Origin of the sequence: Gordonia sp. NPDC057258, from assembly GCF_042668985.1 — a bacterium.
Taxonomy (GTDB): domain Bacteria; phylum Actinomycetota; class Actinomycetes; order Mycobacteriales; family Mycobacteriaceae; genus Gordonia; species Gordonia hongkongensis.
In genome coordinates this window covers 76,989-99,169 of sequence record NZ_JBHUXZ010000002.1, presented here as the reverse complement: position 1 = coordinate 99,169, position 22,181 = coordinate 76,989, and the positions used below count along the sequence as shown (strand labels likewise).

The 22,181-nt window shown below is 69.4% G+C and carries 21 protein-coding genes; 10 read left to right on the top strand and 11 right to left on the bottom strand.

Annotated elements, in window-relative coordinates; translation table 11 throughout:
* Window positions 1-29: 29 nt before the first annotated feature.
* The 3 genes from ACFUEJ_RS02590 to ACFUEJ_RS02580 are packed head-to-tail and all read right to left on the bottom strand — an operon-like array spanning window position 30 to window position 4,332.
* Window positions 30-1,376 carry a condensation protein gene (locus tag ACFUEJ_RS02590; RefSeq protein ID WP_068972202.1) on the bottom strand — a complete coding sequence of 449 codons (1,347 nt, stop codon included), beginning with the start codon at window positions 1,374-1,376 and terminating at the stop codon, window positions 30-32.
* Complete coding sequence (locus tag ACFUEJ_RS02585; protein ID WP_068972203.1) at window positions 1,373-2,824, bottom strand: acyltransferase; 1,452 nt, start codon at window positions 2,822-2,824, stop codon at window positions 1,373-1,375. Before ACFUEJ_RS02585 ends, ACFUEJ_RS02590 begins: the two co-directional genes overlap by 4 nt.
* Window positions 2,824-4,332 (bottom strand): condensation domain-containing protein, encoded by a 1,509-nt coding sequence (locus ACFUEJ_RS02580; protein ID WP_068972229.1) that lies wholly within the window; start codon window positions 4,330-4,332, stop codon window positions 2,824-2,826. The genes ACFUEJ_RS02585 and ACFUEJ_RS02580 overlap by 1 nt, the downstream gene beginning before the upstream one ends.
* Window positions 4,333-4,829: 497 nt before the next feature.
* Between ACFUEJ_RS02580 and ACFUEJ_RS02575 the strand changes: the two genes are divergently transcribed.
* Window positions 4,830-6,182: a hypothetical protein gene (locus tag ACFUEJ_RS02575; protein WP_311277855.1), complete on the top strand. Its 1,353-nt coding sequence runs from the start codon at window positions 4,830-4,832 to the stop codon at window positions 6,180-6,182.
* Entirely contained in the window at window positions 6,179-7,411 is a 1,233-nt protein-coding gene (locus tag ACFUEJ_RS02570) for a nucleotide disphospho-sugar-binding domain-containing protein (protein WP_388027413.1), read from the top strand. Before ACFUEJ_RS02575 ends, ACFUEJ_RS02570 begins: the two co-directional genes overlap by 4 nt.
* Here ACFUEJ_RS02570 and ispF read toward each other — a convergent pair.
* The 3 genes from ispF to ACFUEJ_RS02555 are packed head-to-tail and all read right to left on the bottom strand — an operon-like array spanning window position 7,408 to window position 9,083.
* Window positions 7,408-7,875: a 2-C-methyl-D-erythritol 2,4-cyclodiphosphate synthase gene (ispF, locus tag ACFUEJ_RS02565; RefSeq protein ID WP_388027410.1), complete on the bottom strand. Its 468-nt coding sequence runs from the start codon at window positions 7,873-7,875 to the stop codon at window positions 7,408-7,410. The two genes, ACFUEJ_RS02570 and ispF, sit on opposite strands and share 4 nt — an antisense overlap.
* On the bottom strand, window positions 7,872-8,564 hold the full coding sequence (gene ispD / locus ACFUEJ_RS02560; protein WP_388027408.1) for a 2-C-methyl-D-erythritol 4-phosphate cytidylyltransferase: 693 nt from the start codon (window positions 8,562-8,564) through the stop codon (window positions 7,872-7,874). The genes ispF and ispD overlap by 4 nt, the downstream gene beginning before the upstream one ends.
* A gap of 30 nt (window positions 8,565-8,594) precedes the next feature.
* The gene (locus ACFUEJ_RS02555) at window positions 8,595-9,083 is read right to left on the bottom strand and encodes a CarD family transcriptional regulator (RefSeq protein ID WP_004020903.1); all 489 of its coding nucleotides are present in this window, start codon (window positions 9,081-9,083) and stop codon (window positions 8,595-8,597) included.
* 446 nt (window positions 9,084-9,529) lie between these two features.
* On the opposite strand from ACFUEJ_RS02555, the gene ACFUEJ_RS02550 reads away from it, so the two are divergent.
* Both ACFUEJ_RS02550 and radA read left to right on the top strand, forming a co-directional pair.
* Entirely contained in the window at window positions 9,530-10,213 is a 684-nt protein-coding gene (locus tag ACFUEJ_RS02550) for a hypothetical protein (RefSeq protein ID WP_388027401.1), read from the top strand.
* Between the two features lie 86 nt (window positions 10,214-10,299).
* Window positions 10,300-11,679 carry a DNA repair protein RadA gene (gene radA, locus ACFUEJ_RS02545; RefSeq protein ID WP_055475228.1) on the top strand — a complete coding sequence of 460 codons (1,380 nt, stop codon included), beginning with the start codon at window positions 10,300-10,302 and terminating at the stop codon, window positions 11,677-11,679.
* A gap of 22 nt (window positions 11,680-11,701) precedes the next feature.
* Here the strand turns inward: radA and ACFUEJ_RS02540 are convergent, their stop codons facing one another.
* Complete coding sequence (locus ACFUEJ_RS02540) at window positions 11,702-12,250, bottom strand: PaaI family thioesterase (RefSeq protein ID WP_055475229.1); 549 nt, start codon at window positions 12,248-12,250, stop codon at window positions 11,702-11,704.
* A 106-nt stretch (window positions 12,251-12,356) separates the two neighbouring features.
* On the opposite strand from ACFUEJ_RS02540, the gene disA reads away from it, so the two are divergent.
* Entirely contained in the window at window positions 12,357-13,442 is a 1,086-nt protein-coding gene (gene disA, locus ACFUEJ_RS02535) for a DNA integrity scanning diadenylate cyclase DisA (RefSeq protein WP_055475230.1), read from the top strand.
* 53 nt (window positions 13,443-13,495) lie between these two features.
* Here disA and ACFUEJ_RS02530 read toward each other — a convergent pair whose 3' ends face one another.
* From ACFUEJ_RS02530 to ACFUEJ_RS02520, 3 genes are all read right to left on the bottom strand, one after another.
* Window positions 13,496-14,479 (bottom strand): alpha/beta hydrolase family protein, encoded by a 984-nt coding sequence (locus ACFUEJ_RS02530; protein ID WP_083229482.1) that lies wholly within the window; start codon window positions 14,477-14,479, stop codon window positions 13,496-13,498.
* A gap of 283 nt (window positions 14,480-14,762) precedes the next feature.
* The gene (locus tag ACFUEJ_RS02525) at window positions 14,763-15,533 is read right to left on the bottom strand and encodes a hypothetical protein (RefSeq protein ID WP_058252679.1); all 771 of its coding nucleotides are present in this window, start codon (window positions 15,531-15,533) and stop codon (window positions 14,763-14,765) included.
* 265 nt (window positions 15,534-15,798) lie between these two features.
* Window positions 15,799-16,452 carry a carbonic anhydrase gene (locus ACFUEJ_RS02520; protein WP_058252604.1) on the bottom strand — a complete coding sequence of 218 codons (654 nt, stop codon included), beginning with the start codon at window positions 16,450-16,452 and terminating at the stop codon, window positions 15,799-15,801.
* Here ACFUEJ_RS02520 and ACFUEJ_RS02515 point away from each other — a divergent pair.
* Both ACFUEJ_RS02515 and ACFUEJ_RS02510 read left to right on the top strand, forming a co-directional pair.
* Window positions 16,451-17,347: an A/G-specific adenine glycosylase gene (locus tag ACFUEJ_RS02515; RefSeq protein ID WP_388027396.1), complete on the top strand. Its 897-nt coding sequence runs from the start codon at window positions 16,451-16,453 to the stop codon at window positions 17,345-17,347. The genes ACFUEJ_RS02520 and ACFUEJ_RS02515 overlap by 2 nt on opposite strands.
* 163 nt (window positions 17,348-17,510) lie before the next feature.
* Window positions 17,511-18,473: a hypothetical protein gene (locus tag ACFUEJ_RS02510; protein ID WP_058252602.1), complete on the top strand. Its 963-nt coding sequence runs from the start codon at window positions 17,511-17,513 to the stop codon at window positions 18,471-18,473.
* 69 nt (window positions 18,474-18,542) lie between these two features.
* Here ACFUEJ_RS02510 and ACFUEJ_RS02505 read toward each other — a convergent pair whose 3' ends face one another.
* The gene (locus ACFUEJ_RS02505; RefSeq protein WP_388027394.1) at window positions 18,543-19,373 is read right to left on the bottom strand and encodes an alpha/beta fold hydrolase; all 831 of its coding nucleotides are present in this window, start codon (window positions 19,371-19,373) and stop codon (window positions 18,543-18,545) included.
* 111 nt (window positions 19,374-19,484) lie between these two features.
* Here ACFUEJ_RS02505 and ACFUEJ_RS02500 point away from each other — a divergent pair, with 111 nt between their 5' ends.
* The 3 genes from ACFUEJ_RS02500 (at window position 19,485) to ACFUEJ_RS02490 (ending at window position 22,112) form a co-directional block, all read left to right on the top strand.
* Complete coding sequence (locus ACFUEJ_RS02500; protein ID WP_035717146.1) at window positions 19,485-19,793, top strand: antibiotic biosynthesis monooxygenase; 309 nt, start codon at window positions 19,485-19,487, stop codon at window positions 19,791-19,793.
* 54 nt (window positions 19,794-19,847) lie between these two features.
* A complete protein-coding gene (locus ACFUEJ_RS02495) occupies window positions 19,848-20,483 on the top strand; it encodes an LON peptidase substrate-binding domain-containing protein (RefSeq protein ID WP_176455922.1) in 636 nt (211 codons plus the stop codon).
* 129 nt (window positions 20,484-20,612) lie between these two features.
* Window positions 20,613-22,112 (top strand): aldehyde dehydrogenase, encoded by a 1,500-nt coding sequence (locus ACFUEJ_RS02490; protein WP_311277862.1) that lies wholly within the window; start codon window positions 20,613-20,615, stop codon window positions 22,110-22,112.
* Window positions 22,113-22,181: the final 69 nt, after the last annotated feature.

Below are 22,181 nucleotides of genomic sequence, written 5' to 3'. Positions count from 1 at the left end.
CGACGGCCCGAGCCGCAGGTGCGCGCACCTCACGCACCCTCACCGGGGACGCCGACCGGGCCGGCCGGCTCCGCGGCGACGGCGGCGGCGGTCGCCCTCATCTCCGCGATGGTCGCGGACAGGACTGCGACTGCCCGCTCGGTGGCGGGATGCCGCACGCGGACGTGGATCCCGTCCGCATCGCGCCAGAACCACCATTGCGCGGTGTCGGTCGGTTTGGCACTGGAGACCTGTTCGGCCCGTACCCCCCGATGCGGACCCGGCAGTCGCGTGTAGTCGACGTAGGACATCATGAAGACGTCCGACCGGCGCTGACGGAGCCGGTTGCCGAAGGCGAGGTAGACCGGGGTCAGCCCGATCTCGGCCAGCGGCAGGGCGGCGGCGAGCCGGACCGTGTTGATCTCCGCCGCCCCGAACAGATCGTCGCCGCCGGTGATCCGCAGGGGCGCGTTGCCCACCGACCAGCCCACACAGCCGGGGCCCGCGCCGGTGCCGGTGGGCACCACGGTGGCGAGCTCGTCGGGCCCGCCGAGCGACTTGACGGCCATTGCCGCGCAGGTGAGCACCGCGGGGTACGTCCGCCCGCCGTGTCGGTGGACCGCCGAACTGAATGCCCGCGCCTTATCGCCCGGCAGGAGGGTCTCGACGATCGTGCGCATCTCCACGGATTCGCCCGCCGGGACACCGAGGTCGACGGGGAACTCCGGGACCTGCCAGTCGGTCGCGGCCAGGAATCGTCCCCACTCGCCCAGTCGGGGGTCGTCGGGGGGCACCGCCGCCTCGTCGCCCGCGACCCGACGCAGCGCGTCCAGCCCGGACTCCGCGGGAGCGAGGGCCGCGCCGGCGAGCAGATCGCAGATCTCGGAGGACAGCAGCGCCATCGAGCGCGCGTCGACGTAGCAGTGGTCGAACCCGCAGACGAGGGTCGTGCTCGACGCTCTGCGGACGGCGGCCAGGAAGTGCGGCACCGGCTCGAACGGGTTGCACGTGGCGGTGATCCGTCCGGCCAGTTCGGCCGCGAACTCCGCGGGCCCGAGCCCGGCGTCGGGTTCGTGCGAGTCCTCCTTGACGTCGACGCCGCCGTGCAGCACTCGCTGGTATCCGGTGTCGGTCGCCACGTAGTGGCTGCGCAGGACGTCGTGCCGCGCGATGACGGTGGACACCACCTCGCCAAGGCGCGCGAGCTCGAGCCGCTCGGGGAAGTCGAGCGTGAGCGCGATCCAGCCGGGTTGCCCCTGCGCGATCGAGTCCAGGTGGAATCGCTCGTTCTCCGACACCGGCGCGCTCGACGACGCCGCGCAGCCGCCGGGTAGCGGAAGCCATCGGATCAGTTCCCCCGGCTCGACCTCCCAGGTCTCCGAACTCGAGAGCTTCACCGCTGCGGCCTCCCGCTCGCATAGTCGTCGAGGATGCCGCCGACACGTGCGAGGTGGTCGGCGACCGATGTGCGTGCCACGTCGTTGTCGGGGAGATGACACCGGACGACGAGGCCCGCGGGGGTCCGCGTGAACCACAGGTTGGCGTTGCGCGTGGGGCCGACGCCACTCGAGGTCTGCATCGTCGTCAGGGCCGGGTCGTCGCCGATCGGTAGTCGCGCCAGATCGGTGTAGGACACCATGTACGGGCTGCCGTCCAGGCCCCGGAAGACGCCTTCGGCGGCCAGCAACGCCAGGACCCCGTGTGCGGGCGCCGAACTCGCGCGGCGCGCGGCGCGCACGCTACGTCCGGCCGCGCGCACCACGTCGTCGAAGGGCGTCGGCTCGGCGGGGAGCTCCACTGCGATCGGGGCGAAGTTGCACAGCCAGCCCTGGGTCCACGCGGTCCCGGCGTCGCGGGTGGCGAGCACCGTGGAGACGAAGAACCGCGACTCCCCGGTGATCTCGCGGTGACGCACCGCCAGGGTGGCGTACAGGAGACCGGCGAATCCCTCGCCGGTCCGGTCCAGTCGGGCGTCGCAGCGCGCGAGCGCATCCGGATCGAGCAACCACTGCTCCACCGCGACCGCCGGGGCCGGGGCGTCGTCGGTGAGGCCCAGGTCGAGCGGGCACCGCGGTGCGCGACCGTCGTTGGCCAGCAACACCTCTCGCCACATCGCCACCCGCTCGTCGTCGGGCGGGAGCGCGGCCGCCGCGGACCGTTCGGCGAGCACGGCTTCGCCGAACGCGCCCGGCGCCGGCGGTGTGGGTGTCCTCCCCGCGCAGTGTGCACGGTAGAGCGCGGTGATCTCGGTCAGTGCGAGCACCGACGAATATCCGTCGCCGTGCGCGTGATCCGTGGCCACGAAGAAGGTGAAACCGCCGTCGTCGACGGTCGCCGCCCACCAGGACCCCGGAACCAGTTCCGCGCGAGCCTTTTCCGACGCCCGACGCCCGACCCAGGTGCCGAGATCGGCCCCGGCCACGATGACGGATTCGGTGTCGGCGACCTCGATCACGTACTCCTCGGGCGGCGCCACCCACCGCTGGGGACCGTCCGGTCCGGGGCGGTAGTGCGCGCGCAGTTCTTCGTGCCGACGCACGAAGTCGGTGAGCGCCGCGGCCATCGCGCCCTCGTCGAGGACGGTGTCGAAACGCATGGCGGCGAGCAGGAATCCGGTGTGCACCTCGCCGCGACGCCGCTTGTCGCCCATCGTCGCCAGGTGGTCGGACTGCAGGAACGAGACCCCGCTCCCCCACTGCTGCGCGGCACGGCCCACTCGATCGGCGTCGCGCAGTTCCCACTCGACGGTCCGACCGCCGATCAGGTGGTCGCGCAGCGGGACCACCACCGAGCCCGGCGCACCGAACCGGGGCGTGGCGAAGACGGTCCGCACGGCGCCGGTCATCAGCTGCCGAGTGCGGCCGTCGACCCTCCGGTGTGCGCTCCGGCCGGCACGGATTCGACCGCACGGTAGGTGTACTCGCAGTCACCGTCGGCGACGATCGTCGTCAGGATCTCGCGGAACGTGGAGAGGAAGACCTCGACGGCGGCGGCGTTCTCGTCGGCGGGGAATCGCGCGGACACGTTGAGCCCGGTCGGAATCCGGTTGATCCAGAAGTAGACCTCGTCGGCGTCGCGCGTCGCGCTGCGCAGCACGCGCGCCTGGCGAGGTGTCCAGTCGGCCGCACCCTCGGCATGACGGAGGTCGATGTAGGACACCACGAAGCCGGGCGGCGTCACGTCGCCGCCGATGAGTTCGGCCACCGGCGCGAACGGGGCCGCACCCACGCTCTTGTACTGCGCGGAGGTCGCCGCCACGGCCGTCAGCGCGTCGGTGAACTTCGCCGGCCGGCCGGGCCGGATCGCGACGGGGATGATGCCGACGAACCAGCCGACGGCTTCGCCCCACTCGATGGCGTTACGGGTGTGCACCGGGCCGATGAATCGCAGATCCGCACTGCCCGACAGCGCGGCCGAGGTCATGGACAGCGCGGTGTAGATCCCCGCCGCCATCGACGATCCGGCACCCTTGCACACCGCGTCGAAGCGCTTGGTGTCCGCGGCGTCGAGCAGCCAGTGCGACAAGGTCGCCTGGAACCCGTTGTCCGGCAAGCGTTCCGACACGATGGTGCGCGGCGAACCGGCCGGCACCTCGAACCGCGGGAAACGTGGGACGGGTTCGGGCTGCACGGCGGTCGGGGTGTCGTCGAAGAAGTCCCGCCACTGACTGACCGCGACGTTGTTCGCGTCGATCTGCTCACCGAGTCGACGCTCGGCGTCGCTGAAGTCGAGGTAGCTGCCGAACTGGTTCAGCGCGTGGGGTTCACCGGTCACCTCGGCGGCGTAGAGCGCGGTGAGCTCGCGGATGGCGAACACCTGGGTGTAGGCGTCCATCACGGTGTGGTCGGCCGCGAACACGAGCAGGAATCCGGTGTCGTCACCGGTCGGCTCCACGGTCACGGCGATGCAGTGCGGCCAGCTCAACGGCGTGACCGTGCGATTGAAGTAGTCGGTGACCAGGCCGGAGACCTCGTCGGCAGCCAGGTCCGACCCGAAGTCGCGCTGGCGGACGGTGATCGAATCGGCCGAGATGGTGATCCGGGTCAGGTCGCCCTGCGGATGCTCCGGTTCGTGGACGCGTACCGAGGTCCGAAAGGCCTCGTGCCGGCGATACCACGCGATGATGGTGCGGGAGAGAGCTTCCCGGTCGAGCGGATGCTCGATCCGGAAGGCGGTGCCGATCCACTGGCTGTACCACTCCGACCCCTCGCGGACCGCCCGGCGGGCGTGTTCGAGGTGCATGTAGGACAGCTGTCGGGAGTCCGTCTGCCACTCGGTGGCGTCGACCTGCGGCTCCCAGGCGGTGACGGTGCCGCCGGGCATCGAATAGTCGGTCAGCTCGGTGTATTCCACAACTTCCTCCGTGTTCGCCACGCGTTCGAGCACCTCGGTGGACGTCCTCAACGACACCACCGCAGACCCAGACACCACAGCCGATCGCACCAACGTGGTTAGGACGCCCTTATCAACGGTCAAGACAGTAACCCGGATCCGCCTTGATTGATAGTTTGGCGAGCAAAATGAATGCGAGGCTATGCGGTGGCAAGAGTCGGCCGACAACCTGAACTCGAACGTCCGTAGGTCCGACTAACGTGCTCGTATGGCTCTGACCCTTAGTTTTGAGGTCGCCGGAGCGCTTTTCTGCCGTAGCAATGACCGCTGGGCGCGCGGGAGTCGCCCTTTGGTCCCTGACTCGGTGTGAAAGATCTCATCGTCAGAACCCCTACCGAACCGCGATTTCCCTCTCGTGTCTCCCGGAGAGGCGTCCGGTAGTGTGCGCGTCCTGCGGTGAAGAGTGCGGAGTCCGTACCGGCAATCACCTGACCCGATCAACCAACGGCAAGGCAAGCATGAATTTTGCATCCCTGGTCCGCCCCGACCGCACGTCGGCACCGGAGGCCGTCGACCGCCTGACCGCAGACGACGACCTGTTCGTCCGGATGGACGTCGTCCTCGGCCTCCCCGTCGTGAACCAGACACTCTGGCGGTTCCCGGGCACGGTCGACGTCGACACCATCACCGCACTCGGCCAGAAGTTGCGTTATGGGCGCCTGAGCAGGCTCGTCACCCGACACCGTGGACCCGGCCGCGCGTACTGGCGGTACACCCCGGAGGCAGGCGCGGTCTCGGTGCAGACCGAACCGGTACCGGCCGGCGACGAGGAGGCCTGGGGGCGGGCACAGGCGGACGCCCCGCTCGACTTCGAGAACGGGCCGGCGTGGCGGCTCGTCGTCGCCCGCGCGGCCGCCGACGACTCGGTGCTGGTCTCGCTGATCATCTCCCATGTCATCGCCGACGGCGGCACCGGAGCGGTCGCGGTCATCGAGGCCATCCACGGCCTCGACTACGTGCCCGGCGCCGAACCCGGCCTCGTCTCCGACGTCCGCGATGCGGCGGACCTGCTGTGGACCGCGGGCACGACCGCGGCGCGGATCTGGCGGGCGAGCCGGTCCACCCCGCCGCCCTCCCCCGTGCGGGTGACCGGCCGGACCACACCCGACACCGACGTCTCGAGCGCCGAGACCGCGCCGAATGTCACGGTCCTGATCCCGCAGGCGGACTACGCCGGGGCGGCGAAGTCCCGCGGGGGCACCGACAACAGTCTCTTCGCCGCCCTGATGGTCGGCATCCTCGAGCGCAGCGGTCGCGTGTCGGAAGGGGACGTCGTCCCGGTCTCGCTGCCGGTCTCCTCCCGCACGCTCGACGACCGGCGGGCCAACGCCAGCTCGGGCGCAACGGCTTTCGTGGAGGTCGTCCCCGGGCGCTACGACGACCTCACCGCGGTGCGCACCGCATGCAAGGACGCCTACGGCAGACTCGCCGCAAACTCGGGCGCCGTCGCGCAACGAGCCGTCGTGTTGCAGGCGCTGAGCCCGTCGATCACGCGGCGCCTGGCGTCCAAGGTGACCACACCGCTGTGCCTGGCGTCGAACGTCGGCCAGGCCCCCGACGAGTTCGCGACGCTCGGCACCGGAACCGCTGGTGCACTGTCGATCCGGGCCATCACCGCGACCGGCGACCCGGTGCGGTTGCGCGACCGCAAGGGCGGTGTCAGCGGCTGGCTCGCGATCAACGACGGCCACGTGATGTTCAGCGTCAGTTCCCTCGACCCGGTCCGCATCCCCGACGCCGCGTCCCTGCGGTCCCTCGTCGACGACGAGCTCGCCGCCTGGGGGATCTCGGGAAAGCCCTGGGGCGCATGAGGTTCGCATTCGCGGTCCACGGCAGCCGGGGTGACATCCAGCCGGCGATCGCGCTCGGCGCCGAGCTCACCCGGCGCGGACACGGGGTACGTCTGGCCGTACCGGAGGATCTGGTCGACATGACCGCCGCGACGGGTCTGCCGACCGAGGTGCTGGCACCGTCGACCGCCGAGCTCCTCGCGAGCCCTCTGGTGAAAGAACGCCTCAAATCGAAGAACCCGCGCGTACGTCTGCGTGCACTCGGCGAGGTCGCCGAACACGGGCGCGCGACCTCCGAGCGCGTGATGCGCGAGCTCGCCGACTCCTCGGATCTGCTCGTGACCGGTCCGCTCGCCCAGGACCGCGGCGAGGCGATCGCACAGAGTCGTGGAATCCCGTTCGTGCCGTTGCACTTCTGTCCGCTGCGGCCCAACGCGAGCCTCGACGTCCGCTACCGCCGCTACCCCCGGCCCGTCTCGCGAGCGATGTGGCTGCTCGCCGACCGCACCTATTGGCTGACGGTGCGCGGGGCGGACCGTCGACTCCGCCACGAACTCGACCTACCGGTCGCGAAAGGCCCACTCGGAAGCCGGCTCCGCGCGCGGGGCGTGCCGGAGATCCAGGCCTACGACGCCGCGCTCTTCCCCGGTCTCGACGAGGAGTGGGGCGCGCAGCGTCCGCTGGTCGGATTCCTGTTGCCCGACAGCGCGTCCCGGAGTGCGATGGCGGCCGGGAACGACGCGACGGCCGCCGCGCTGGACTGGATCGGCGGAGGCGAACCGCCGATGTATGTCGGTTTCGGCAGCATGAAGATCAGCAGCGAGCAGATCACCGCCATCGTGTCCACTCTGCTCGCCCGCGGCCTGCGCGTCATCGGGCACACCGAACACCCGCTGCCACACCACGACCGGCTGCTGCACATCGATGGGCCCGTCGACCACGAGCTCCTGTTGCCGCAGTGCGGCGGTGCCGTTCACCACGGTGGCGCCGGCACCACGGCGGCCGTGGCGCGCGCCGGGATCCCGTCGGTGGTCGCGTGGTTGAGCGCCGATCAGCCGATGTGGGCGGCCGCCCTGCGCAGAGCCGGCGCCGGAGCGGGCAACCGTCTCGCCCGGTTCGGCCCGGACGATCTGGCCCCCCTCACCGATCCCGCGGTGGCGGCGGGCGCGGCCGGTCTCGCCGCGCGTCTCACCCCGCCGGCCGAGGCCACCGGCCGGGCCTGCGACATCCTGCTGAGCTCGGGGAATTAGCCCGCGGCGTCCAGCAGCGCGGTGGCCACCGCGGCGATCCCCTCGCCGCGGCCGGTCATGCCCAGGCCGTCGGTCGTTGTCGCCGACACCGACACCGGGCCGCCCAGCACGTCGGACAGCACCTGCTGCGCCTCCGCACGGCGCGGTCCGATCTTGGGCCGATTGCCCACCACCTGTACGGCCGCGTTCACCACGCGGAGCCCGTCGGTCTCGATGAGAGTCCGTACGTGCGAGAGCATCTGGACTCCCGAGACACCCTCCCACTCCGGGCGACCGGTGCCGAACACGGAACCCACGTCACCCAGACCCGCCGCCGACAGCACCGCATCGCACAGCGCGTGGGCGCCGACGTCGCCGTCGGAGTGGCCTTCACACCCCGGTTCGTCGGGAAAATACAGACCGACCATCCAGCACTCGGCGGACGCGTCGACGCGATGGGCATCGGTACCGATGCCGACCCTCATCGCCCACCGACCATGTCGCGCACGATACGCAGGTCCCAGGGCGTGGTGATCTTCATGGCAAGCGGGTCTCCAGGGACGAGGTGGACATCGATTCCGCATCTCTCGACGAGGCCGGCGTCGTCGGTCGCGATACCGGCGTCATCGGCGTGCGCGCGGAGGAGGGCGTCACGGGCGAAACCCTGAGGGGTCTGCACGGCGCGCAACTCCTCGCGGTCGACGGTCCGCGTCACGCGTTCGAGACCGGCCGGGCCGGGCTCGACCTGTTTGAGGGTGTCGACGACGGGAACGGCGGGGACGACCGCCTGATGCCCGGCGCGGATCGCGGCGACGACGTCGGTGAACACCCGCGCGGGGGTGAGTGGTCGCGCGGCGTCGTGCACGAGCAGGATGCCGGCGCCACCGGCGGCGGCGATGCCGGCGCGCACCGAATCCGATCGGTGAGCGCCACCGGCGACGACGCGCACGCCGGTCAGCAACGCCGATGCCCGCTCGACGAGGTCGGCGGGCACCACGACGACCACGGTCGCCCCCAGCGAGGCGGGGATGTTGTCGACGCATCGCTCGAGAATCGTCCGTCCACCCACGTCCACGAAGGCCTTGGGCACCGGCTCACCGAGCCGGGTTCCCGACCCGGCGGCCGGGATGATGACACAGACTTCTGCGCCGGAAAGCTCCGGCGTAGGGGTCACGAAGAGTCCTGAACCAGGTGCGACCGGCGGTCAGGAAGCGGCGGCGAGGACCTCGTCCAGCATGCTGGTGGCCTTCTCGTCGTCGGTGTTCTGGGCGAGTGACAACTCGTCGACCAGAACGCGACGGGCTCGGGTCAGCATCCGCTTCTCACCGGCCGACAACCCACGATCCTGTTCGCGACGCCAGAGGTCGCGGACGATCTCGGCGACCTTGATGATGTCGCCCGAGATCAGCTTCTCCTGGTTCGCCTTGAACCGGCGCGCCCAGTTGGTCGGCTCCTCGGTGTGCGGGGCCCGCAGAACCTGGAAGACCTGATCGAGACCTTCCTGCCCGACGACGTCGCGAACGCCCACGTACTCGAGCTTCGTCGAGGGAATCTGAACGGTCATGTCACCGTCGGCAACCTTGAGAACAAGGTATTCGATCTGCTCACCCTTGATGGTCCGGGTCACGATGTCTTCGACCCGGGCAGCACCGTGATGGGGGTAAACGACGGTGTCGCCAACTTTGAAATTCAATGTTCCTTGCCCCTTTCGAGTGAAGCCAGTCTAGCACGGGCGTTCCGAGGCACCCACCCAACGGTGCAGGTCAACGCGGTGAACAGGTTTCATGACAGGCTCTTGCGAGGTCGCGAGGGGTGCGCGGTGAGGGTGGGCTACCCCACCGGAGCTCCCCGTCGGCCTGGCGCGGGGTACGCCCCACCACGGTGTCGACCGGGCTCCCCGGCACCGCCCGCCGACCCCTGGGACGACGTGGGCTCGACCACCCGGCGACCGCTGCGGGGCCGTGGCGCCGGCGACGGCGACAGACCAATCGGGTACCCGGCCGGACTTTTCCGCACCGCGCCCACTACGCTGCGTAGTGCAGGGTTTCGCGCGCTGCATGTCGGCTTCGTTTGACCTGGGAGGATCGGGTGTCAGTGCTATCACTTTCCGCGCGGCGGTCGGCGGTTCGGCCATCTCGCATGGTGACCGCGGTTGCCGCGATCGGCATCGCCGTCGCCTTCGGCACCACCGGCTGCGGTGCGGGTCAGATCTCGCAGACCGCCAATCAGCTGCCCGCGATCAACGGCGCGAACGTCAACTACGACGAACTCGAGCTCCGCGACGTGCAGATCCTCTACCCCGAGAACGACGCATCGACGGTCTTCGGCGACGGCGGACCGTTCGAGCTGGCGTTCGTCATCGCCAACTCCGATCCGCTGGTCTACTACCGCCTCAAGGGGATCAACCCCGAGGAGGGGCAGGTCACCTTCATCGAGGGCGCTGAGGCCGATGACCGCGTCATCCCGCCCAACGGGGCGCTGCGCGGCGGCACCCCGGTCGGCGCCAACCCCGAGTTCGAGAAGCGCCTCAGCGTCGAGCTCGACAACACCGGTGACACAGTCGCGGCGGGTCTGACGACCGAGCTGACGTTCGTGTTCGAGAAGCGCGAGGCCGACGGCCGCTGGGTCGATGCCGGCCAGACCACCGTCGACGCCCCGGTCGACGGCGGCGCCGAGCTCGAGCGCCAGGACGTGGCACGTAACGCCGAGCCGACGTTCTACAACCAGCATCACGGCGACGAGGGCCACGGCGAAGAGGGCTCCGGGGCCGGCACCGGCGAACACGGCGCCGACGGCGAGGGTCACGGCGAAGGCGGCCACTGACCACCGGTCGAACCACTTCCACGAGCGAGGCCCGGCACACGCCGGGCCTCGCTCGTTCTGTCGGCCCCGCCCCCTAGGCTGACCGGGTGGCCAGAACCAAGACGTCCTTCCGCTGCACCGCGTGTGGCCATCAGGTGCCCAAGTGGGTGGGCCGCTGCCCCGAGTGCGGCGAATGGGGCACCATCGGCGAGGTGGCCGGGCCGGCACCGTCGGCGCGCTCGACCGCGGCGGTCGCACCGTCGAGCCCCGCTCTGCGCATCACCGAGGTCGACGCCGAATCGTCCGCCGCGATCCCCACGGGCATCGGCGAGCTCGACCGGGTGCTGGGCCGCGGCGTCGTCCCGGGCTCGGTCATCCTGCTGGCCGGTGAGCCCGGCGTCGGCAAGTCGACGCTGCTGCTCGAAGCCGTCAAACACTGGGCGGCACAGGACCGCACGGCGCTCTACATCACCGGCGAGGAATCTGCCGGGCAGGTCCGCATGCGGGCCGAGCGCACCGGCGCGGTGCACCCGAACGTCTACCTGGCCGCCGAGACCGACCTCGCGACGATCCTCGGCCACGTCGATTCCGTCGCGCCGTCACTCATGATCGTCGACTCGGTACAGACCCTCGTCGCCTCCGGGGCCGACGGCGTCACCGGCGGCGTGACCCAGATCCGGGCGGTCACGACCGCACTGGTCTCGCTCGCCAAGAACCGCGGGGTCGCGGTCATCCTCGTCGGCCACGTCACCAAGGAGGGCGCGGTCGCCGGGCCGCGGTCGCTGGAGCACCTCGTCGACGTCGTACTCGCGTTCGAGGGTGACCGGCACTCGACGCTACGCATGGTCCGCGGTGTCAAGAACCGGTTCGGTGCGGCCGACGAGGTGGGGTGTTTCGAACAGCGCGACGACGGCATCCATCAGGTCCCGGATCCCTCCGGAATCTTTCTGCATCAACGTGATTCGGATGTGAGCGGCAGCGCGACCCTGGTGACCATGGACGGCAAACGCGCACTGGTGGGCGAGGTCCAGGCGCTGGCGAACGGCACCGAGATGAACATTCCGCGCCGGGCGGTCTCCGGCCTGGACATGAACCGCGTCTCGATGGTGCTCGCGGTACTGCAGGCACGCGGGGGTCTGAAACAGATCGCGAAGAGCGAGGTGTATCTCTCCACGGTGGGCGGCATGCGCGTGACCGAGCCGGCCGCCGATCTCGCGATCGCGCTCGCCGTGTACTCCACGGTGAAGAACCAGCCGATCCCGCAGTCGACGGTGGTCGTCGGCGAGGTCGGGCTCGGCGGTGAGGTCCGTCGTGTCTCGGCCGTCGCGCGCCGACTCGCAGAGGCGAAGCGACTCGGCTTCCGGGAGGCGATCATCCCCGCGGCCACCGACGAGGAACTGCCGACGGGCATCCGGATCCTGCGTGTGGCGAACCTCGGCGACGCCGTCGGTCTCCGCGACGCCGATCCGGTGGACGCGCCCTTCTGACCCGTCCCCCTGGCCGCTGCGCCTAGGGGTACATCCGGCGTTTGTACTCCTCCGCCCGGGCGCTCTTCTCGACATGGGCGGCGAAGTGCTTCCGCACATCGATCGTCACGAAGATCGCGTGTGCGCTGGCCACCGGCTCGTCCGGATTACCGATGTGGGCGACCGCCTCGGTGAAGATCTTGCGGCGCTGTCGGCCCAGCAAGGTGCCGGTGAACTGCAGCGTCGAGCCCACCGGGATGGGCCGGATGTAATCAACCTCGAGATGCACCGTCACCCCGGAGGGCCCGATCAGGAGCGGGATCGTGCCCATCACCTCGTCGAACGCGGTGCTCAGGATGCCGCCGTGGATGACGCCGGGGCCGCCCTCCATCCGGGTCTCGACCTCCATCGACGCGTCGACGGTGAACCCCTCACCCGCATGCACCACCAGATGCAGGCCCTGCGGGGAGTCCGGTCCACAGCCATAGCAGGTCGGGTTGTGCATGCGGACGGGTTCGCCCGGCTTGGCCGCCTTCGGGTGGCGTTCCACCTCGTCCAGGTCGTCGGGCACCACGAAACTGCTGCTCTTCACACCCCGGTACCCTAGTCACCATCAGAACGGCCGATGTCGCTGGCATCCGGCCTTGCGCGGGTGGGCGCCGTCCCCGCGGGGACGGACGGGTCACTGGAGGGAAGTCATGGTTGCCGAGGTGGTCAGATCCGAGCTGACGCGCGACACGGTGGCGCGCGTCGCGCCCGGCACGCCGCTTCGTGACGGCCTCGAACGCATCCTGCGCGGCGGCACCGGCGCCCTCATCGTGCTGGGGCACGACTCCGACGTCGAGAAGATCTGCGACGGCGGTTTCCACCTCGACGTGGAGTTCGCGCCGACGCGACTGCGCGAGCTCGCCAAGATGGACGGCGCAGTCGTGCTCTCCACCGACGGCAAGCGCATCGTGCGGGCCAACGTCCAGCTGGTCCCCGATCCCTCCATCCCGACCGAGGAGTCGGGCACCCGTCACCGCGCGGCGGAGCGGACCGCCATCCAGACCGGGCATCCGGTGATCTCGGTGAGCGCGTCGATGTCGATCGTGAGCGTCTACGTCGACGGCGCCCGCCGGGTCGTCGAGAGCCCGGACCCGATCCTGTCCCGCGCCAACGTCGCGCTGGCCACCCTCGAGCGGTACAAGGCCCGGCTCGACGAGGTGATCTCGGCGCTGTCGCGCGCGGAGATCGAGGACTACGTGCTGCTGCGCGACGCGATGTCGACCGCCCAGCGCATGGAGATGGTCCGTCGTGTGTCGGCCGAGATCGAGGAGTACGTCCTCGAACTCGGTGTGAACGGCCGGCAGGTCAGCCTGCAGCTCGAGGAGCTGATCAGCGACAACGACACCATGCGCGAACTGCTCGTCCGCGACTACTACGCCAGCCCCGAGCCGGCGACCGCCGAGGATGTCCGCCAGGCGCTCGAGGTCGTCGAGAACCTCAGCGACGCAGACCTTCTCGACCTCACCCTGCTCGCCGGGGCCTTCGGGTACCCGACGACGATCGAGGCCCAGGACACGGCGATGAGTCCCCGCGGTTACCGTCTGCTCGCCCGGATCTCGCGGCTGCAGTTCGCCCACGTGGACCGGCTCGTGCGCAGCTTCGGGACCCTACAGGCGCTGCTCGCGAGCTCGTCGGCCGATCTGCAGGCGGTCGAGGGTATCGGCAGCATCTGGGCCCGCCACATCCGTGAGGGACTGTCCCGCCTGGCCGAGACCAGCATCGAGCGCTACGACTGATCGCGCGTATTCGGGCGACTGGTACCTCGATCACGGCAACGGCCGCGAGGCCGCTAGTTGGACAGCAGTGCTCGTTCGATCATCTGCGCGTCATCGTTCGCGTCCGCCGACCACGCATACCAGTTGTGTCCGCCGTTCCGATAGTTGAACGAGATCGGCAGTCCGAGACGTGTCGATACGGCCTGGAGGGCCACCGTCGAGAACATAGCGCCAGACTCCAGCGCAACTCCCAGAGCTAGCGCGGTTGCCGCCTGCTGCACGAGCTTCGGACCCGATCCGGGATCAGCAGCCAATCGTTCCTGAAGGACCTGGTTGGCTTCGCGGAGTTCATTGCTGGTCGGAATTCCGTTCCCGGAGGAAACAATCACGGTCTGGCGAGTTCGCGCGACTTCGCCGATACGGGACAGGACGTCGTTCTGTGCCCAGCGGTTACCCGGCGCCTCAGGGTCTCCCCACATCGCGGTGCGTCCGTTCTCGATGTCGGCACGCTCACGCTGGATGGCAGGTATTCCCAACCACCCGAGCGGGTTGTCAGTCGGATAGTAGCCGGAGTAGGAACGGGCCACTTTGAACACCGTTGGATGGTCCAGCGCAAGGACGATCGCCGGACCCGCGGACATCGATACCCCGACGATGCCGTTGCCCGATCTCGGCACATCGAAGTTCCGCTGCAGATACTTCGGCAGTTCGACCCCGATGAACGAGCTCCATTGCGGCGGAATCGACTGACCGGTGGGCGCTTTCTCCCAGTCTGTCATCCACTCACCTGCACCACCGGCCGGAAAGACGAGAGTGTTGACGGAATCGTAGGCAGCGACGGTTTCAGGCTCCGCTGTCCACGTACTGAACTCCGGATTCGACCCCAATCCGTCCAGGAAGTAGATTCCGCGCCCTGCCTGGCGCTCTCGTGTGTCTGCGGCTCGGATCTGGACCGTGGCCTCTCGCCCGAGCGCAGTCGAGTCGAAGGTACATGTCTGTAGGTTCTGAGCGCGCTCGGCCGGCGTTCTCCAGACGCAACCCGCGTCAGCCCTGAGCATCTCCGGGTCGGATGCCACTGCGGGCCCGCTGCCCCACACCAGCGTTGATGATGCGCACGTCACCGCAACGCCCGCGGCAACCACACAGCGACGCATGAACGCCTTGAATCCGACTCGGATGAGAGACCTCCCCGCCAGACGAGACCGAGGTAGGAGATCTCATCATTGATACTCAACGAGTCGGTACTTTACCTAGCGAACGAATAGTTCGCGGTACCCGCCTGGCCGAGACCAGCATCGAGCGCTACGACTAGTCGCCTGGCCCGGCGAACGTGACCGTCGCTCAGGGCTGTTGGGCCGGCGCGACCATGTTGAACGTGATCGGGAACGATTCGCGTTCGCCGATCTTGCCGATGGCGGAGTAGGAGCCGGCGGGCACCTGGGTCCGCGGGCGCTCGCAACCGGGGCTGCTGGTGGTGCCCGACCAGGTGATCGTGTCCTTCACCTGCTGCGCAGGCTTGAGCACCACGTTGTTGACGGTGTTCAGCGGCGAGCAGTCGCGCGCCGACCACAGCGTCCGGGTGCCGTCCAGGGTGCGGACGATGACGTTCTGCACGGCCTTGCCGACGTCGCGGGTGCACTCGGACAGTCCCGCGTTGGTGGTCACGATGGTGAACACCGGGTTCTGTCCGATCGTGTAGGTGGGCTTGTCGGTGTAGAGGACCACCGAGATCGCCTGATCCGGGCACAGGGCCGGCCCGCCGGCCGCTCCGGGAACGCCTGCTGGACTTGCCGATTCGACCGGGGTCGCGGACCCCGCGGGCGGCCCCGCCGGAGCACCCGCCCCGCCGCCGGCGCCGCCCCCCGCATCCGGTTCACCGGAGGCGCCACCCGCCTGCGGTTCCGACGCGGGCGGCGCGGATGTCGTCGACGACGCCGATGAGCTCGACGACACGCTCGCGGTGGCTGCGGTGTTCTGCGGATCCCCGCTTCCCGACGTCATCCACACGATCAGTGCTACGACCAGACCGACCACGACCAGCGCACCACCCGCGGCGACGACGCGGCGTCGCCAGTAGATCTCGGGTGGCAGCGGGCCCTGGGGTTCGATCACGACCACAACGCTAACGGCCGGGTCTTGACTTCTGGTTCATCACGTGCGGCGTGTCGCAGCGGGAAAGCGGTCCCGAGCAGGCAAAGTCTAGAGTTCGCCTTCAGGTCTAGACGCCACCCCCCGCTCCCTGAGGAGGCCCCGGAGCGTGCGGAGGGGCCGTCGCCCATGCCCCCTGAGGAGGCCCCGGAGCTTGCGGAGGGGCCGTCGCCCATGCCCCCTGAGGAGGCCCCGGAGCTTGAGGAGGGGCCGTCTCGAAGGGTCGACGTCAGGCGGACTCGGCCGCCACCGCGGTGGGTGCAGGGCGTTCACCGATGTCCCCGTACACGCCCTGGACGTTGACCTGACCCTCGCTGAGTTGGTAGGTCAGGCCGACGATCGCCAGGCGGCCGGTACTGATCCGGTCGGCGATGATCCGGCTGCGCTGCATGAGCAGCTGCCCTGTCTCCACCACATGGCGGGCCTCGAACTCGTCGACTCGTGTCAGGCCCTCGCTACGGCCGGCGAGGATGCTGGGGGTGACCCGTTCCACGACGTCGCGGATGTAACCGCCGGGGATCTGGTTGTCGTCGAGCGCGTCGAGGGTGGCCTTCACCGCGCCGCAGCTGTCGTGCCCGAGGATCACGATGAGCGGCACCTGCAACACCTCGACGGCGTACTCGAGCGAACCGAGGACCGCCGAGTCGATGACCTGACCGGCCGTGCGGACGACGAACATGTCGCCGAGGCCCTGGTCGAAGATGATCTCGGCCGCCAGGCGGGAGTCGGCGCAACCGAAGAGTGCGACGTGCGGGTGCTGGCCCCCGGCGAGTCGCGCCCGGTCCTCGATACCCTGGCTGGGATGCTGAGACTCACCTGTCACAAATCGGTTGTTGCCGTCGCGCAGGATGCGCCAGGCCTGCCGTGGTGTCGTTGCGGTCATGCCCAATAGTGTGCCATCGGGCCATCTGCTCGGTTGGTTCGATATGCATGAACGGGATCTTCCGTGGCGTGACCCGTCGTGTAGCGGCTGGCAGATCCTCATCAGCGAGATCATGCTGCAGCAGACGCCGGTGTCCCGGGTGGTCGAACCCTGGCGGGAGTGGGTCCGGCGGTGGCCGGTCCCCTCGGCGATGGCGGTCGAACCGGCCGGGGAGGTCCTGCGGGCGTGGGGCAAGCTCGGCTACCCCCGACGCGCGCTCCGCCTTCACGAGTGCGCCAAGGTGCTTGCCGCCGACCACGGCGATCGGGTTCCCGAGGATGTCGAGACCATGCTGGGACTGCCCGGTATCGGGGACTACACCGCACGGGCGGTCGCCTGCTTCGCCTATGGACAGGCCGTGCCGGTGGTCGACACCAACGTCCGGCGGGTCATCGTCCGCGCGGTTCACGGGCGCGAACAACCGGCGAATCCGTCGCGGCGGGATCTCGCCGACGCGCAGGCGCTGCTCCCCCGGTCCGACGACGGCACCTACGCCGCGTCGGCGCCACGCTTCTCGGCGGCGCTGATGGAACTCGGCGCGCTCGTCTGCACGGCCCGAAACCCCAAGTGCGACAAGTGCCCTCTCGTCGACGGTTGCACCTGGGTCGACCTCGGCCGGCCGGCGCACGCCGGACCGCCACGCCGGGTGCAGAAGTTCGCCGGCACCGACCGTCAGGTGCGCGGTCTGCTCCTCGATGTCCTACGCAACACGAGCGATGCCGTCGACCGCGCCGCGCTCGACGTCGTGTGGACCTCCGACACCGCCCAGCGTGACCGGGCCCTGGATTCGCTGCTTGTCGACGGGCTCGTGGAGATCACCGCGAGCGGACGCTACTGCCTCGCCGGCGAGGCATAGCTCCGCCGGGACTTCGCCGAACGGCACCGAGACGGTTGTACCGGAACTCCGCTCGAGCCGGTGCCGACAGACCTCATAATCCGTGCCGGGTTCATTGACCAGTCGTTTGATCGTTCGGAGATAGTCTCCCACCACGCCCGGATCGTTGCTAATGTCCCGATCCATGAGTCAGCCGCCGTATCCCCCTGTCCCGCCGCCGGACCCGCAGCAACCGGGCGGCTTCCCCGGGCAGCAGCCGCCACAGTACGGGCAGCAGCCGCCGCAGTACGGGCAGCAGCCTCCCCAGCAACCGCCGTACGGCCAGCAGCCGCCGCCGCAGCCGCAGTACGGCCAGGCCCCGCCTCCACCGCCTCCGGGCGGGCCGCAGTACGGCGACGCCGGGGCCTATCCCGGAGCCCCGGAACCCTACGGCGCGCCGGGAGATTCGGGCAAGATCGACGTGGGCACCGCGTTCTCGTGGGCCTTCGGCAAGTTCAAGAACAACGTCGGCGCCATGATCCTGCCGGGCCTCGCGGTGTTCCTCTTGGGCGCGGCACTCATCGCGGTGGGGTTCTCCGCGGTCTCGCTCTTCGGCACCACCGAGACCGTCGACTATGGCAATGGCTTCTACTACGAGGAGACGTCACTCGGCCTTGGTGGCGGGATCCTCCTCGGCCTGGTGTACCTCGTTTTCATCCTGGGCCTGCTGTACATCCAGGCGAGCATCATCTCCGGCGCGGTCCGGGTGGCCAACGGCGAACCGGTGACGGCGAAGTCGTTCCTGACCCCGATCCGCTTCGGGCCGGTCATCGGCACCGCGATCCTCGTCGGCCTCATCACGGGTATCGGCTACGCGCTGTGCATCATCCCGGGCATCATCGCGATGTTCTTCCTGATGTTCTCGGTGGTCGCGACCATCGACAAGAGCCTGTCGCCGATCAACGCGATGAAGGCGTCCTTCGAGCTGACCAAGTCGAAGGTCGGCGACTCGATCCTGACCCTGCTGGTCACCTACGCCATCAACCTCGTCGGCGTGCTCCTCTGCTACGTGGGACTCATCGTCGCGGCTCCGGTGGCCCAGCTGTTCCTGGTGCACTGCTGGCGCCGGCTCAACGGCGCGCCCATCGCGCCGGCCGACCCCGCCTGACGCCACCCGTTCCTCCTCGGGGCGTACACGATTCGTCGTGTACGCCCCGAATTACGTTGCGCAGCGGTCTCAGCGGTCGAGGCCGGACAGGAATGCCTCCACCGCACCGCGATACACATGTGGCGCGTCGTCGTGGATCAGATGTCCGGCATCCGGCACGCGGAGGTACCGGGCGTGGTCGTTGACCGCGCACATCGTCCGCATCTGCCCCGGCGGGGTCACTCCGTGCTCGGCCTCGATCAGCAGCGCCGGCACGCCGACCGAACGCCATTGCGTCCAGAAGTCGCGTCGGCCCCATTCCTCGGCGATCGCGGCCCACAACGGAATCCGACCGTGTAACCGGCCGTCGTCGAAGGCCTCGAAGAAGTAGCGGCCGGCCACCGGCCCGAACGTCTCGACGGCTTCGGCCTCGGAGGCGAATCGGTCCGGCCAGGACTCGAACCACGGGGTCCAGCTCGTGGTGGTCCGGCCGCGGAAGTCGGGGGCCATGTCCTCGACGACCAGCGCCGAGACGAGTTCGGGGTACTCCGCCGCCGCGCACCAGGCGTGCAGGGCTCCCATCGAATGCCCGATGAGGACCGCAGGCCCGCGGTCGATCCAGGTGAGGACCTCCGCGAGATCGGCGACGAACCGCTCCGTCGCGAGTTCGCCGTCGTCGCAGGGTTCTTCGGCGTCGGCGCCGGTGTGGAGGGCGGCGTCGTAGGTGAACACCCGGCCGTACCGGCGCAGCCACGGGACCTGGCGGCGCCATGTCCGTCCGCGGCCCATCAGGCCGTGCAGCAACACGATGGGCGGCGCCGCGCGCTCGACTGTGGCCGACGATCCGTTCGCGTTGTCCGCGACTTCGGGACCACCGTGGTCGCGAAGTCCGGTCTCCTGCGGAACCTCACCGTCGAACATGCCAGAACTGTAGTCGCAGAACCGCAGTGCCACCGACGACCGGCACGGGGCCCGACCGCCGTGTCGTCGTTCCCCAGACGACCGCCCGCGCGCAGCGCCTATGGTGGACGCATGTCTGTTGTGAAGATCAATGCCATCTCCGTCCCCGAGGGCGCGGGCCCCGAACTGGAGAAGCGGTTCGCCAATCGCGCCCACTCGGTCGACGGGTCCAAGGGGTTCCTCGGATTCCAGTTGCTGCGTCCGGTCAAGGGTGACGACCGCTACTTCGTCGTCACCGAGTGGGAGTCCGAAGAGGACTTCCAGGCCTGGTCGGCGGGTCCGGCCCGCGAGGCGCACTCCGGTGAGCGCGCGAAGCCGGTCGCCTCGGGTGCGGATCTGCTCGAGTTCGAGGTCGTGCTCGACGCGCGACCCAAGTCCTGAGACGAGCACGCCCTGACCTCTGAACCGGCGGCGGGCGAAACGCTCGTCGCGCCGATGTTCCCGCTCGGCACCGCCCTGGTGCCGAGCGCGGAACTGCCGTTGCGCATCTTCGAGCCACGCTATCGGCAGATGCTGGACGACCATGCCGACACCTCGACCGACCCGCCCACGGTCAGATTCGGCGTGGTACTCATCGAGCGCGGTTCCGAGGTCGGCGGCGGCGAATCACGCTGCCGGGTCGGCACCTTGGCACACGCCGAGATCACCGGCCGGCTGCCGGACGGCCGCGCGGCGCTGACCGCAATCGGCCGTCGCCGGTTCCGGGTCGAGGAGTGGCTGCCCGACGATCCATATCCCCGCGCCCGCATCACGGTGTTGCCCGAACGGACCCCGAGCCGCTCCGATCTGGCCCGTCTGCGCGACCTCGCCGAACGACACCGCGAGCTGATCCGGCGAAAGTTCCGCGCCGCCGGCGAGGACCCCGAGCCGATCATCGCCGCCTTCGCGCTCATCGACTCCGATCCCCGGGCCGCAGACCTCTCGCCCATCCACCGGTGGGCGGCGCAGACGGCGGGACAACCGCATGACCAGCAACGACTCCTCGAGGCCGAGGACCCGTCCGACCAGATCGAGATCCTCCACGACGTGCTGCAGGGGATGGAGGCCCGGGTGGCCTTCGGCAGTTCCTGACGACCACCCCTGGCATCAGAGTTAGAACGTGTTCTAGTATTGCGTGTGCCGTAGTTCACACCTGTCCATCGGCGGCTGTCGGCCGCCCTCGCCCGGGCAGGGCCCCGTCCTCTGAGGAGCACACGCGTAATGACCGAGACCGTGGAGTCCCAACCCGCCACCCTCATCGGCGGGGGCGATCAACCCCAGTTGCTCATCGGCGGCCGATGGGCCGATCCCCATTCCACCGAGACCCTCGAGGTCCACTCCCCCGCCACCGGTGAGCGCGTCGGTTCGGTACCGCTCGCCGATGCCACCGACGTCGACGCCGCGGTCCGCGCGGCGCGCGCGGCCTTCGACTCCGGGGTCTGGAGTTCGACGCCGCCCGCACAGCGCGCCGACATCATCGCGAAGGTCGCCGATCTGATCGACGAGCGGGGCGACGAGATCACCGCGCTCGTATCCGCCGAGATGGGCGCGCCGCCGAGCGCGATCAGCACCCTCCAACAGCTCCCCGGCACCGGTGTCCTGCGCGCCTACGCCAACGCGGCCCGTGACTACCAGTGGGAGGAATACCGCACCGGCCTGTTCGGCACCACCAGGATCACCCGCGAACCGGTGGGCGTCGTCGGCGCGATCTGTGCCTGGAACGTCCCGCTGTTCATCACCTGCAACAAGATGGGTGCCGCGCTGGCCGCAGGCTGCTCGGTGGTGCTCAAACCCGCACCCGAGACCCCCATGACCGGCAACTACGTCGCGCAGCTGTTCATCGAGGCGGGCGTTCCCGCCGAGGCGATCTCGGTGGTCACCGGTGGCACCGAGACCGGGCAGGCGCTCGTCGCGCATCCCGACGTCGACAAGATCACCTTCACCGGTTCGACCGCGGCCGGCAAGGCGATCGGCGCCGCCTGCGCCCAGACCCTCAAGCGGTGTTCGCTCGAGCTGGGCGGCAAGTCGGCCGCCATCGTCCTCGACGACGTCGACCTCGCCGCGAACGCCTTCATGCTGACGTTCCTCGGCCTGTTCAACACGGGCCAGGCATGCGTCGCGCAGACGCGAATCCTGGTGCCGCGCAGCCGACAGGACGAGATCGTGGCCGCGATGGTCGAGGCCGCGAAGGCGATGAAGGTCGGGCTGCCGTCCGATCCGGAGGCCCAGCTCGGACCGCTGATCACCGAGAACCAGCGGAACAAGGTCGAGGAGTATGTCGAACTCGGCAAGAAGGCCGGCGCCACGGCGGTTCTCGAGAGCGAGCGGCCCGCCGGACTCGACTCCGGTTACTTCCTCACCCCCACGATCTTCACCGGCGTCACCAACGACATGGCCATCGCGCAGGAGGAGATCTTCGGGCCCGTGCTGTCGGTGATCGCCTACGACGACGTCGACGAGGCCATCGCCATCGCCAACGACTCGAGCTACGGACTCGCCGGCACGGTGTGGACGAACGACGTCGAGCGCGGTATCGAGATCTCCACCAAGATCCGCACCGGCACCTTCGGGATCAATTGGTACGCCATCGATCCCGAGTCACCGTTCGGCGGTTACAAGAACTCGGGCATCGGCCGTGAGAACGGCCGAGAAGGTCTCGAGTCCTTCCTCGAGCACAAGTCGACGATGCTGCCGATGGGATACGAGGTGTCCACGGGTTAGACCTCCCGCCTCTCACAGGGGGGAACCGGGGCCGGACGACGTGTACGTCCGGCCCCGGTTCTTGTTTCG

Excerpts from the sequence above, each read along its gene's own strand:
- ACFUEJ_RS02490 (WP_311277862.1), top strand. The coding sequence starts at position 20,613 with ATGACCGAGACCGTGGAGTCCCAACCCGCCACCCTCATCGGCGGGGGC.
- ACFUEJ_RS02570 (WP_388027413.1), top strand. The coding sequence starts at position 6,179 with ATGAGGTTCGCATTCGCGGTCCACGGCAGCCGGGGTGACATCCAGCCG.
- ispF (WP_388027410.1), bottom strand. The coding sequence starts at position 7,875 with ATGAGGGTCGGCATCGGTACCGATGCCCATCGCGTCGACGCGTCCGCC.
- ACFUEJ_RS02500 (WP_035717146.1), top strand. The coding sequence starts at position 19,485 with ATGTCTGTTGTGAAGATCAATGCCATCTCCGTCCCCGAGGGCGCGGGC.
- ACFUEJ_RS02515 (WP_388027396.1), top strand. The coding sequence starts at position 16,451 with ATGCCCAATAGTGTGCCATCGGGCCATCTGCTCGGTTGGTTCGATATG.
- disA (WP_055475230.1), top strand. The coding sequence starts at position 12,357 with ATGGTTGCCGAGGTGGTCAGATCCGAGCTGACGCGCGACACGGTGGCG.
- ACFUEJ_RS02585 (WP_068972203.1), bottom strand. The coding sequence starts at position 2,824 with ATGACCGGCGCCGTGCGGACCGTCTTCGCCACGCCCCGGTTCGGTGCG.
- ACFUEJ_RS02495 (WP_176455922.1), top strand. The coding sequence starts at position 19,848 with ATGTTCCCGCTCGGCACCGCCCTGGTGCCGAGCGCGGAACTGCCGTTG.
- ACFUEJ_RS02510 (WP_058252602.1), top strand. The coding sequence starts at position 17,511 with ATGAGTCAGCCGCCGTATCCCCCTGTCCCGCCGCCGGACCCGCAGCAA.
- ACFUEJ_RS02575 (WP_311277855.1), top strand. The coding sequence starts at position 4,830 with ATGAATTTTGCATCCCTGGTCCGCCCCGACCGCACGTCGGCACCGGAG.
- ACFUEJ_RS02505 (WP_388027394.1), bottom strand. The coding sequence starts at position 19,373 with ATGTTCGACGGTGAGGTTCCGCAGGAGACCGGACTTCGCGACCACGGT.
- ACFUEJ_RS02530 (WP_083229482.1), bottom strand. The coding sequence starts at position 14,479 with ATGCTCAGGGCTGACGCGGGTTGCGTCTGGAGAACGCCGGCCGAGCGC.
- ACFUEJ_RS02550 (WP_388027401.1), top strand. The coding sequence starts at position 9,530 with ATGGTGACCGCGGTTGCCGCGATCGGCATCGCCGTCGCCTTCGGCACC.
- ACFUEJ_RS02520 (WP_058252604.1), bottom strand. The coding sequence starts at position 16,452 with ATGACCGCAACGACACCACGGCAGGCCTGGCGCATCCTGCGCGACGGC.